Source organism: Thiothrix fructosivorans (assembly GCF_017349355.1).
In the GTDB taxonomy this organism is placed as follows: domain Bacteria; phylum Pseudomonadota; class Gammaproteobacteria; order Thiotrichales; family Thiotrichaceae; genus Thiothrix; species Thiothrix fructosivorans.
Map to the genome: position 1 here is coordinate 74,063 of NZ_JAFMPM010000004.1, position 10,884 is coordinate 84,946.

The 10,884-nt window shown below is 53.7% G+C and carries 11 protein-coding genes and 2 pseudogenes; 5 read left to right on the plus strand and 8 right to left on the minus strand.

Annotation, left to right across the window (positions count from 1 at the left end; genetic code table 11):
• Positions 1–39 precede the first annotated feature (39 nt).
• Positions 40–751, plus strand: a pseudogene (locus J1836_RS00670) (IS1 family transposase).
• Between the two features lie 193 nt (positions 752–944).
• On the opposite strand, the gene J1836_RS00675 reads toward J1836_RS00670, so the two are convergent.
• Genes J1836_RS00675 through serC form a run of 4 tightly spaced genes read right to left on the minus strand, consistent with a single transcriptional unit; the run spans position 945 to position 5,121 of the window.
• Positions 945–2,132, minus strand: coding sequence for a hypothetical protein (locus J1836_RS00675; RefSeq protein WP_207249228.1), 1,188 nt, complete (start codon positions 2,130–2,132; stop codon positions 945–947).
• Positions 2,119–3,141, minus strand: coding sequence for a 4-phosphoerythronate dehydrogenase (locus tag J1836_RS00680; protein ID WP_207249229.1), 1,023 nt, complete (start codon positions 3,139–3,141; stop codon positions 2,119–2,121). Before J1836_RS00680 ends, J1836_RS00675 begins: the two co-directional genes overlap by 14 nt.
• A 3-nt stretch (positions 3,142–3,144) precedes the next feature.
• The gene (mnmL, locus tag J1836_RS00685; RefSeq protein WP_207249096.1) at positions 3,145–4,032 is read right to left on the minus strand and encodes a tRNA modification radical SAM protein MnmL/YtqA; all 888 of its coding nucleotides are present in this window, start codon (positions 4,030–4,032) and stop codon (positions 3,145–3,147) included.
• Between the two features lie 3 nt (positions 4,033–4,035).
• Positions 4,036–5,121, minus strand: coding sequence for a 3-phosphoserine/phosphohydroxythreonine transaminase (serC, locus tag J1836_RS00690; protein ID WP_207249097.1), 1,086 nt, complete (start codon positions 5,119–5,121; stop codon positions 4,036–4,038).
• Positions 5,122–5,324: 203 nt separating this feature from the next.
• On the opposite strand from serC, the gene J1836_RS00695 reads away from it, so the two are divergent.
• The 4 genes and pseudogenes from J1836_RS00695 to J1836_RS00710 all read left to right on the plus strand — a co-directional run bounded on the left by J1836_RS00695 (position 5,325) and on the right by J1836_RS00710 (position 8,704).
• On the plus strand, positions 5,325–6,230 hold the full coding sequence (locus tag J1836_RS00695; protein WP_207249098.1) for a TauD/TfdA family dioxygenase: 906 nt from the start codon (positions 5,325–5,327) through the stop codon (positions 6,228–6,230).
• Positions 6,227–7,938, plus strand: a pseudogene (locus J1836_RS00700) (ribonucleoside triphosphate reductase). The gene J1836_RS00695 and the pseudogene J1836_RS00700 overlap by 4 nt, the downstream one beginning before the upstream one ends.
• Positions 7,923–8,114 (plus strand): anaerobic ribonucleoside-triphosphate reductase, encoded by a 192-nt coding sequence (gene nrdD / locus J1836_RS00705; RefSeq protein ID WP_207249099.1) that lies wholly within the window; start codon positions 7,923–7,925, stop codon positions 8,112–8,114. The pseudogene J1836_RS00700 and the gene nrdD overlap by 16 nt, the downstream one beginning before the upstream one ends.
• Positions 8,108–8,704 (plus strand): anaerobic ribonucleoside-triphosphate reductase activating protein, encoded by a 597-nt coding sequence (locus J1836_RS00710; RefSeq protein ID WP_242632647.1) that lies wholly within the window; start codon positions 8,108–8,110, stop codon positions 8,702–8,704. The genes nrdD and J1836_RS00710 overlap by 7 nt, the downstream gene beginning before the upstream one ends.
• 61 nt (positions 8,705–8,765) lie before the next feature.
• Here the strand turns inward: J1836_RS00710 and J1836_RS00715 are convergent, their stop codons facing one another.
• The 4 genes from J1836_RS00715 to J1836_RS00730 all read right to left on the minus strand — a co-directional run bounded on the left by J1836_RS00715 (position 8,766) and on the right by J1836_RS00730 (position 10,869).
• Positions 8,766–9,134 carry a group I truncated hemoglobin gene (locus tag J1836_RS00715; protein ID WP_207249100.1) on the minus strand — a complete coding sequence of 123 codons (369 nt, stop codon included), beginning with the start codon at positions 9,132–9,134 and terminating at the stop codon, positions 8,766–8,768.
• An 89-nt stretch (positions 9,135–9,223) separates the two neighbouring features.
• A complete protein-coding gene (locus J1836_RS00720; protein ID WP_207249101.1) occupies positions 9,224–9,937 on the minus strand; it encodes an ABC transporter ATP-binding protein in 714 nt (237 codons plus the stop codon).
• The gene (locus J1836_RS00725; RefSeq protein WP_207249102.1) at positions 9,934–10,389 is read right to left on the minus strand and encodes a hypothetical protein; all 456 of its coding nucleotides are present in this window, start codon (positions 10,387–10,389) and stop codon (positions 9,934–9,936) included. Before J1836_RS00725 ends, J1836_RS00720 begins: the two co-directional genes overlap by 4 nt.
• A 12-nt stretch (positions 10,390–10,401) precedes the next feature.
• On the minus strand, positions 10,402–10,869 hold the full coding sequence (locus J1836_RS00730) for a hypothetical protein (RefSeq protein WP_207249103.1): 468 nt from the start codon (positions 10,867–10,869) through the stop codon (positions 10,402–10,404).
• Between the last annotated feature and the right edge of the window lie 15 nt (positions 10,870–10,884).

The window sequence follows — 10,884 nt, forward strand, 5'->3', positions numbered from 1 at the left end:
AAGTAGTATGGGCTTTTTGTCTTGATGAGGTCGTAACCGATGGCAAGCATTCTGGTGAAATGTCCATCCTGTCAAAGTGAGTTGGTCTACGACATGGCAAAGCACGCAGTGGTCTTCAACGCTATCGCTGCCGTGACTGCCAGCACTGCTTCCAACTGGACTACCTGTACGAAGCCAATAAGCTTGGTGTTGCTGACAAGATTGTGGATATGGCTCTCAACGGTTCTGGGGTACGTGATACCGGACGTGTGCTGGGGATCAGCGTCACCACGGTCATTGCCCACTTAAAAAACTCGCCCCACCGACCGTCTCACCGATCCCGTTCAATGCCGTCAGCGACACAATCGGGCTAGAATGGGTCTGCGAAATGGATGAGCAGTGGTCTTATGTCGGTAAGAAATCGCAACAACGCTGGTTATGGTATGCGTGGTCGCCGCATTTCAAACGGATATTTGCTTATGCTTTTGGCTCGCGGGCTGATGAAACGTTCAAGACCTTACTGGAGAGGCTCAAAGGTTTCACCTTCCGTCTGTTTTGCACGGATAATTGGGGAGCCTATGATCGGCTGTTGCCAGAGGACAAACACCTAGTCACCAAGCAGTTCACCCAAAGCATTGAACGCCAGAACCTCAACTTCCGTACCCGGATCAAACGCCTTCAGCGCAAAACCATCTGCTTCTCAAAGTCAGCAGAAATGCACGATAAAGTCATCGGGGAGTTCATCAATCGGGAGTTCTTTCAACTCATCTAAAGCATGACCCCCGCTTATACTCAGGAAATCGCCATGCTTGCCGGAAAAACTTTAACAGTATGCTGAAGGCTAAAAAATGCTTACAGACCTTGTGAATTCAGGCTAATGCAGAGTTTCCTGTGGGACTTTTGGTATCTTTGTTGGGATGAACCCGATGTTACGCCGTCCGGGCGGAGATCCAGTACAATAGAGTTTATTTATGAGTAAATCTGACAAACTGGTCTGCGGACAGCAAATATTTGAGGACAGCCTGCCTGCATCGCCCTCTTTGTAGGTTGTCGGGTACTTCAAGGGGCTGAACCTCACCATACTGGATAGCAAGCTGCTTGGCGGCAAAAGTACGCACCGGGGTTTCCGGGAAATTAGACAGGCTGACGTGATCCAGCGCATGGCTGTTGATGGCCTTGCTCAGAGCTTTGCGCAGGATGGGAAGGACATGGGTGCGGCGCTCATCTTGGGCGGGGATGCTGGGAAGAGTGTCAGCCACGATGCGTTTGCTGCTACTGTATTCTGCTACCCGCTGTTCCAACCATACCTTTAGCTGGGCAAAATCCCTACCGCCGTTTTGCCGTCGGTATTCACCAAAGGTCAGATTGCTGAACCTGTCCATGAAGGCGTAGTACCTAAAACGTTTTAGCCCAACGCTGACTAACTGGTGTTGTGCCGGGATACCGAAACGGTCATCCACAATATCCGCCGTCTGCTTGCCAGGTATGCCCAGCAAACGGTTATTGCCAAGCGCCAGCTTGCCGTATTGCAAGCGTGGTTTTCCAGCCCCCTCAGCGGCAAAATCAAGGATATAGACCATGCCTTCTTCCGCCAGATTGCCGCCGATGCGGGCGGGATAGAGGTGGATGACCGGAACTTTGCCATCCACAGCCTGCAAGGTATTGCCCGATATTTCACCGCTCAGCAAGCCATTAATGACAATGAAATGTTCCCCAGCCGTCTGGATGCGGTTACCGACCAACCTGAGATTAGCAAACAGCCCATCCGCCCCGAAAATACCTTGCAAAGGGCTGGCACGGGAACGGATGGCGCAACCGTGAACCGTGACATTCTCCAGAATTGCCCCGCTCATCTGGTCGCAAACCACCCAGTCCTCCCCCTGAACACCCGCCATTGAGCGGCGGCTCTTGTCAATCGTCCGGGGCGGGATCAACTGAATGGCATCCCGATGGGCTACCGTGTAAACCCGCTTATCCAGAATATTCAGGTTGGTGACGAGGGCATTGCCTTTCCAGATATGGACGGCATCGGTTTGGCTGCCAATAAGTTCAATGGAGCGTCCGCCCGCTAGTGTGCCGCCCGCATTGCCGTCAGCCATGAGGGTGGCACTTAGCAGCAGACCAGCCAGCCAGTGGGCTTTAGGATAAGCCACTGTATTCCCGCCTTACCGGATAGGTCTTGCGCAACTGGTCGAAATAGCGGGCAGTATCCAGCGTCTTGTCATGCAGCAGTGCTTTCAGCCGCCCGTCATCAGAGCGGATGTCGTAGGTGTGGAGGCTGTCACGCCGTTCCACCGGGGCAAGCGGGGATTCCCAACGCGGTGCTACTTGCAAGAATTCGCAGCAAGCTCGGTAGACCATTTCCGTGCCACGGATTTTGCCATCCAGACTGTAACCGGCAATATGCGGCGTGCCGAGTAGGGTATGTTGGAGCATTTCCAAGTTGATGGCGGGTTCATTTTCCCACGTATCCAACACCACATCCAAATCAGCACGGGTTTGTAAGCGTGCCAGCAAGGTGCTTTCATCCACCACCCCGCCGCGTGCCGTGTTCAGCAGTAACGTGCCGGGGCGCAAGCGGGCAATCCGTGCCGCATCTAGCAGCCGGAAGGTCGGGTGTTCACCAGCGTGGGTAAAAGGGACGTGGAAGGTGACAATATCGCAGGCAAGAGCCGCTTCCAGTGAATACAAATCGCTGTACCCTGGCGTTTGTAGGGGCGGGTCATTGACCACGCAACACATACCTTGTGCTTCACACAATTGCCTGACCCGTGAGCCAACATTGCCATGCCCGATAATGCCAATGCTGCGCCCCTGCAACGGTTTGTCCCGCAGCAATGCCCAGTGGCTAAGGGCAGTAAGCACATATTCCGCCGCCGATACCGCATTGCAACCAGGCGCACGCGCAAAGCCGATGCCCTGTCCGCGCAGGTAGTCGAGGTCAATGTGGTCAAAGCCCGCCGTGGCGGTGGCAACAAAACGCACCGGCGTACCTGCTAGCAGTTGCGCATTCACCTTGGTGACGGAACGGACTACCAGTATATCAGTCTCCTGCAAATCGGCATTGTGCATGACCCGTCCCGCTACCAGTCGGGTTTGTCCCAGCGTATCGAAGGCTTCCGCAGCGTGGGGGATGTTTTCATCAAGGGTAATTGTCAGCACGGTTTAAGCTCCCAATTGTTCGGCAATTTTGTTCAGTACCAACCACTTTTTGCTGCACCATTGTGGCGCAAGCAGGATGTCAGATGAAGCGGTGGCGGTTACACGGTGAAAGGTAACGTCCGGTGGCGTTTTGCGGATCAGGGTGACGGCAAGTTCCACGTATTCATCCAATGTCAGAGGTTGGTATTCATTGCACCGCCATTCATTTGCTAATTGCGTGCCTTTGACGACGTGTAACGGGTGTAATTTCAAGCCTTCCACGCCCAAATCCAGTATCCGTTGCAGAGTTACGTGACTGTGGGAAGCACCTTCACCGGGTAATCCGGCAATCAGGTGGGTACACACCGGCAACTGGCGGGCATGGGCGCGGCGCACCGCATCCACGTAGGCGGCGAAGCCATGCCCCCGGTTAACGCGGCGCAAGGTGCGGTCGAAGCTGGATTGCAATCCCAGTTCCAGCCATACCTCATAGCCTTGGTCGCGGTAGCTGGCGAGTAAATCCAGTACCGCATTGGGGACGCAATCCGGGCGTGTGCCGATGCTCAAGCCAATCACGTCGGGTTCTGCCAAGGCTTGATCGTACAGCGGCTTTAGCACCGCCAGCGTGGCATAGGTGTTGGTGTATGCTTGAAAATAGGCAATAAATTTTTTCGCGCCAGTACGTTTTGCCAATACCGCCCGCCCTGCGGCAATTTGTTGGCTAATGCTGGGCGGTTGCCTACCTTGTGGGTTAAAGGAAGCGTTATTGCAAAAAGTGCAACCGCCACGCCCAATGCTGCCATCGCGGTTGGGGCAGGTGAAGCTGGCATTGAGGGCGAGTTTATGCACCCGCTCGCCGTGGCGGTGCAGCAGGTATTGCCCGAAAGTGTTGAGGTGTTTGGCAAGGTTCATTGATTAGCCATACCGTGGCATGAAATCTTGCATAAAATCCACCAACGCATCTACGCCTGCTTCAGGCATGGCGTTGTAGATGCTGGCACGCATTCCACCCAGAAAACGGTGCCCTTGCAGGTTAGCAAGTCCTGATTCCAAAGCTTCCGCTAAAAACAGGTTTTCATGATGCTTATCAGCCAGCATGAATGGCACACTCATCCGGGAACGGTACGGCGGTTCAACTGGGTTTTGATAGAAACCGTGAGATGCATCAATGGTTGCGTATAATTTCTGGGCTTTACGCGCATTAGTAGCCGCGAGGCTTGCCACCCCACCTTGCTGCTTAATCCATTGGAAAACCAGACCGGATAAATACCACGCATAGGTGGGTGGGGTGTTATACATGGATTGGTTATCAGCAAGTATTTGGTAATCGTACAAGCTTGGCGTGCCACTGACGCTGTTATCGAGAAGATCATCACGGACGATAACCACGACCAAGCCTGCTGGGCCGATGTTTTTCTGTGCGCCAGCATAAATCAGCCCGAACTGACTAATATTGACTGGGCGCGACAGGATGCTGGAAGACATATCCGCCACCAGTGGTACATCGCCAGTTTCTGGCACAAAGGGGAACTCAACGCCCCGGATCGTTTCGTTCGGGGTGTAGTGAAGGTAGGCAGCATGGGGGTTACGATTCCAGCTAGTGAATGCCGGAATACGGGTGTAGCTACTGGCTTTCGTGGAAGTAACTACATTGGCGTTGCAGTATTTGTTCGCTTCGTGGATGGCTTTGGATGACCAATCCCCCGTTTCAACATAATCAGCAGTACGTTTGCCACGCAATAAATTCATCGGAATCATGGCAAATTGGCTGCTGGCACCACCTTGCAAAAACAGCACCTTATAATTCGGTGGGATACCCATAATGTCACGCAAGTCCGCTTCTGCTTGGGCGGCGATGGACATAAATTCCGCTCCCCGATGGCTCATTTCCATGACAGACATTCCCGTGCCTTGCCAGTTGAGCATTTCACGTTGCGCTTGTTCGAGGACGGGTTGCGGCAACATAGCGGGGCCAGCACTAAAATTAAATACGTGGTTCACATTGACTCAACTCTGGGGGTTAAAGGTGTAACGTTGTCCGGCAACAGGAGTGGCTTGCCTCCTTGCTTGGTGTATGCCTAGTGTAATTTTCTTAGTCTTCACCGCATTGACTTAAGTCAAGGTTACTCGCTTGAAACCTACATATAGTGTTTTTCTTAAACTAAAATACTACATGTAGTACTCAAAACGAGGTATCACTAACGATGTATAGCCCTTTCCTGCCCGACAATGATGCTCTGTACCAACGCTGGCGTGAGCAAAAGCTGCAACACTACCCTGTGTATCTGGAAGACCTGATCGTGGAAGTCCGTGACCCGCGCAACCTAAGTGATGCCGAGCATCAAGCGATGCTGACACGTTGCCGCAAAGCCAATATGGTGATTTATGCGGGCAAGACCGGGGATGATCCCGACCGCTCCATTCCGCACAGGATGGCACAACAATTTGGTTTACAGCACCTCGACCATAACTGGTTGGCGGATGATGACGGGCTGACTTCCCTGACCGTTGCTGCGGCGGATAGCGGGGAGCGTGAACATTACATCCCCTACAGCAACCGTCTGATCCAGTGGCACACCGATGGCTATTACAACCTGCCAGAGCAACAAATCCACGGCCTGCTGCTGCATTGTGTGCGTAGTGCGCCGGAGGGTGGGGAAAACCGCTTGCTGGATCACGAAATTGCCTACCTGCGCCTGCGTGACCAGAACCCGGATTACATCCGCGCCCTGATGCAGTCGGACGTGATGACCATCCCTGCCCGTACTGACGGCGATACGGTTGCCCGTGCGGAAAATGTCGGGCCTGTGTTTGCCGTTGACCCGCTGACAGGGGATTTGCACATGCGCTACACCATCCGTGGGCGCAATGTGGTGTGGAAGGATGACTCACTGACCCGCCAAGCACTTGCCGCCCTGAGTGACTGGCTGGAATGCGGCTCCAGCTACATTTTCCGGGGCAAGCTCGAACCGGGCATGGGGCTGGTCAGCAATAACGTGCTGCACGACCGCAGCGGCTTTACGGACACTGAAAACCACCGCCGCCTGCTGTACCGCGCCCGCTATATGGACAGGATTGCAGGCACAAGTATCCGGGAGTGGCTGGCATGAGCTGCGTGGAGGTTGCCGACACCATCGACAGTTACCTGCAACAGCGTGACTGGCGGGTGAATGCCAACGCCAATCAGGGTTATTCCGTGGGCGGGCTGATCCTGAACACGGCCGGGAAAATGATTGCCAATTACTGGCTTGATCATGTGTACCCACCGGAGATTGGGCAGGCGCACCGTGAGGGCGATGTGCATATCCACGACCTCGACATGCTGGGGGGGTATTGCGCGGGCTGGTCATTGCGTACCCTGTTGCACGAAGGCTTCAATGGTGTGCCGGGGCGTACCGATGCCAAAGCACCCAAACATCTGGACAGCGCCTTGTGGCAGGCGGTGAATTTCCTCGGCACATTGCAGAACGAATGGGCGGGCGCACAGGCGTTCAGTTCCTTCGATACCTATCTTGCTCCCTACATCCGCAAGGATGCGCTGGACTACGGGTATGTGCGGCAACTGATGCAGTCGTTCATTTTCAACCTGAATTTCCCCTCGCGCTGGGGGTCGCAGACACCTTTCACGAATTTGACCTTCGACTGGACTTGCCCGGATGACCTGAAAACCCAAATCCCGGCGATTGCTGGGGAAGAAATGCCGTTCACCTACGGCGACTGCCAAGCGGAAATGGGCATGATCAACCGCGCTTTCCTCGAAATCATGGAAGAAGGTGATGCGTGTGGGCGGGTGTTTACCTTTCCCATCCCCACCTACAACATTACCCGCGATTTCCCGTGGGATGATCCTGACACCGACCTGCTGTTCCGGGTGACGGCAAAATACGGTTTGCCGTCACCCGGAACTTCCTCAAATCAGGGTTGGAACCGGGCATGGTGCGCTCGATGTGTTGCCGCTTGCAACTTGACCTGCGCCAACTGGAACGGCGTGGCAATGGCCTGTTCGGTTCGGCGGAACAGACTGGCTCGCTGGGGGTATTTACCATTAACTGCGCCCGTCTTGGCTATGTGTATCGGGGTGACAAGGCGGGGCTGTTTGCGCGGCTGGATACCTTGCTGGAACTGGGGCGCGACAGCCTTGAGATTAAGCGCAAGGTGATCCAACAGCACATGGATCAGGGGCTTTACCCCTATACCAAACGTTATCTGGGGACATTGCGTAACCATTTCTCCACCATCGGCGTGAACGGAGTGAATGAGATGATCCGCAACTTCAGCGGGGATACTGCCCACATCGCCGAAGCAGATGGGCAAGCCTTGGCGGTGCGTTTGTTACGTCGCATTCGCCGCCGCTTGCGTGAGTTTCAGGCGGAAACTGGACATCTGTACAATCTGGAGGCTACCCCGGCGGAAGGCACGACTTACCGTTTTGCCAAGGAAGACCGCAAACGCTTCCCCGACATTTTGCAGGCGGGTACGCCGGAACGCCCATACTACACCAATTCCACCCAGTTGCCAGTGGGTTACACTGATGACCCATTCGTGGCACTGAGCCTGCAAGACGGTTTGCAAACGCTGTACAACGGCGGCACGGTGCTGCATCTGTACATGCAGGAACGTATTTCCAGTGTGGCAGCGTGCAAGCAATTGGTGCGCCGTAGTCTGGGACGTTTTCGCCTACCATACATAACTATTACCCCCACCTTTTCCATCTGCCCCAAGCACGGTTATCTCGCCGGGGAACACGAGTTTTGCCCGCGCTGTGATGACGAATTATTACGCCAAAAACAACAGGAATCCTTATGCACCATCGAGTAAACCCGCAACCAGTCAGGTTGGAAAACAGTGAACGCCAGCGTTGCGAAGTGTGGACACGGGTCATGGGCTACCACCGCCCGGTCAGCTCTTTCAACCCCGGCAAGCAAAGCGAACATGCCGAACGCCTTCCTTTTGTAGAACCCGCCCCACGGTTGGAAGGAAAACGCCCGTGTTGAAATTAGGCGGGATGGTTCCGCTGACCAGCATCGACTTTCCTGGGCATTTGGCAGCCGTGTTGTTTTGTCAGGGCTGCCCGTGGCATTGCCGCTACTGCCATAACCCGCACCTGCTGCGCACTGATGTATCCAGCAAGCTGGAATGGGCAGAAGTAATGCGTTTTTTGCGGGAACGGGTTGGGTTTTTGGATGGGGTGGTGTTCAGCGGCGGCGAGCCATTGTTACAACCCCGTTTGCTGGAAGCGATACGTGAAGTGAAGGCGTTGGGATTTAAGGTTGCTCTGCACACAGCGGGGATCATGCCTGCACGCTTGGCGAAAGTGTTGCCCTATGTGGATTGGGTGGGGCTGGACATCAAAGCACCTTTCGATGCCTACAAAAAAGTAACGGGCTTGGCAGGCAGCGGTTTCAAAGCTGAAGAGAGCTTAGATTTGTTGCTGGCTGCTAGGCATGTAGATTATGAAATAAGAACGACAGTTGACCCTGCGCTGCTGGGGAGAGATGACATTGAGCGTTTGGCAGAATCACTGGCAAAGCTCGGGGTAAAGCATTTCTCATTGCAGGCTTGCCAACCAACGGCAAATCCCTGAATGGTAGCTGCGCGTGTTTTGTTGGCACGGATGGCATAGCACCACCCGCGCCCTGTTCAATTTACCGACATAGCACGTCGGTACGGGTACTTTCCACGATTGCACCGGCTTCCGCGATAATGTTTTCAGGAACATTTAAATCGCGCAAGGCTTTTACTAAGTTTTCCAGTGTGGCATCGAAATGCACATCGGCAAGCCCCATATGATCCACCATGTGTTGGTGGGCAGAACGCATGTCCTTACCCGCATAACCATCTTCTGCACCCAAAGCGAAGCCGATGAAATCCTTCTGGTGCTGGCGTTGTTTTTCCATGTTGATATTAGCGAAAAAGTGTTTTACACGCTCATCCGTCAGCATGTATTCGTAAAAACGGTCTACAGCAGCGTCAACAGCGGCTTTGCCACCAATGCGTTTGAATACGTCTCTCATCAAGTCTTTCCTTTTTACAAAAAATGGAATGTGTATCTTCAACTAACTGATAGCATACAGCATTGAAGTTGATCAAATTGATAGGGTATTTATCCCACGCTTTCCTCATACGTTTTGCCGTCGCGGATGTGGTAAATCCGCTTGAACAGGGGGATGATCTTTTCATCGTGCGTCACCACGATAATGGCGGTCTGGTGCTGTTGCGCCATTGCATTGAGGATACCCATTACCCCCAAGGCACGTTCGCTATCCAGCGGGGCTGTGGGTTCATCGGCAAGAATAATCGGCGGGTTATTCGCCAAGGCGCGGGCTATTGACACGCGCTGCTGTTCACCGCCAGAAAGCTGTGACGGGTTGGCTTTGGCACGATGCCCCATATCCAGGGCTTCCAGCAATTCCAGCGCCCGGCGACGGGCTTCGCGGTTGGACTTGCCCGCCAGCATCGGCAACAGCGCCACATTGTCGGTCACATCCAGAAATGGAATCAGGTACGGAGCCTGAAACACAAAGCCAATCCGGTCACGGCGCAAGGTGCGTAAATCTTTTACCTTCCATACCCCATCGAAAATGGCTTCACCCCCCAGAAACATCTGCCCCGCCGTCGGGTCAATCACCGCACCCAAACTTTTCAGCAGGGTGCTTTTGCCCGAACCGCTGGGGCCGACCAAACCGACCACTTCACCGGGGGCAATACGCATGTCCACGCCTTTGAGCGCGTCCACTGCCGTATCGCCGCTACCATAACGCTTGCACAGGCCGCGCAATTCAATCGCAGGGGTGTTGTTAGCGCGGGTGTCGATCATCGTTGCCAACCGGGATGGTTAAAATAATCGGGGTACTGATGCAAGGCGTGCCTTATTTTCTCCATACCTTCAGAGGATTCGGGGTTTTTGCTGAGCATGTCCGCTCCCGTCAATAACTGGCCAATGATGCCATGCAAGGCCGCGTCCGCTTTGGAGTCGAGTTTGCAGTTGGCTATCAGGTAACTCACCTGCTCCTTGGTGGTGCTCGCCAAGGCTACCCCTTGTTGTTGAGCAGCGGCATCTCGGATACGCTGCATTCCCAGCCGTAACGGTTCGTCTGTTTCCCAGCGTTTACCTGCGTTTAACTCCATGCTGACAGCGCCGTGGGCTTCATGAGCATCGGCTTCGTGCATGTGGGCCTCGCCTTCGTGTAAATGTGTCCATTCAGCTATGCCGCCCACAATACCGAGCGCCAACACGCCGACAATAATGATAATTTGATGTTTATTCATTTCAGATTTCCACTACTCTACGTTTTCAGCAAAGCGATAAATAGCATGACAAGCAATGCAATTATTCATCGCGGTGCTTAGTTGTGTCATGGTGTGCTGAGCGTCCTTCAGCGTCTCGGCATCAGCCGCTATTTCATCGAATTTTTGGCGTGTATCAAACCCCAGCTTTTTCATCTCAAGGGGAATTTTTCTAAAGAGTGAACCGGGCGTATCAGCTTCAGCCGCCATGCCAGAAGCTTTTGCCGCATTAGCTACCAGCACAAAGTCTTGTTTTGATGTGGCTGCCAGTATCGCCTGTGAGCTTTGTAACCACTTACGCATTTCGAGCAATAAGGCATTACGTTCATCCTTGGTTAGCTTGACCTCTTGTCGCCCATCAGTAGAGGGTTGCACCTCACCTGCCGTAAATTTGTAAGCAAACACTGCCACCACCAAACATAGAATCGCGACCAGACTCCAACTTAATTTACAAGATTTCATAAGCTATCCTTTGAA

Excerpts from the sequence above, each read along its gene's own strand:
- mnmL (WP_207249096.1), bottom strand. The coding sequence starts at position 4,032 with ATGAACCTTGCCAAACACCTCAACACTTTCGGGCAATACCTGCTGCAC.
- J1836_RS00695 (WP_207249098.1), top strand. The coding sequence starts at position 5,325 with ATGTATAGCCCTTTCCTGCCCGACAATGATGCTCTGTACCAACGCTGG.
- nrdD (WP_207249099.1), top strand. The coding sequence starts at position 7,923 with ATGCACCATCGAGTAAACCCGCAACCAGTCAGGTTGGAAAACAGTGAA.
- J1836_RS00715 (WP_207249100.1), bottom strand. The coding sequence starts at position 9,134 with ATGAGAGACGTATTCAAACGCATTGGTGGCAAAGCCGCTGTTGACGCT.
- J1836_RS00720 (WP_207249101.1), bottom strand. The coding sequence starts at position 9,937 with ATGATCGACACCCGCGCTAACAACACCCCTGCGATTGAATTGCGCGGC.
- J1836_RS00725 (WP_207249102.1), bottom strand. The coding sequence starts at position 10,389 with ATGAATAAACATCAAATTATCATTATTGTCGGCGTGTTGGCGCTCGGT.
- J1836_RS00730 (WP_207249103.1), bottom strand. The coding sequence starts at position 10,869 with ATGAAATCTTGTAAATTAAGTTGGAGTCTGGTCGCGATTCTATGTTTG.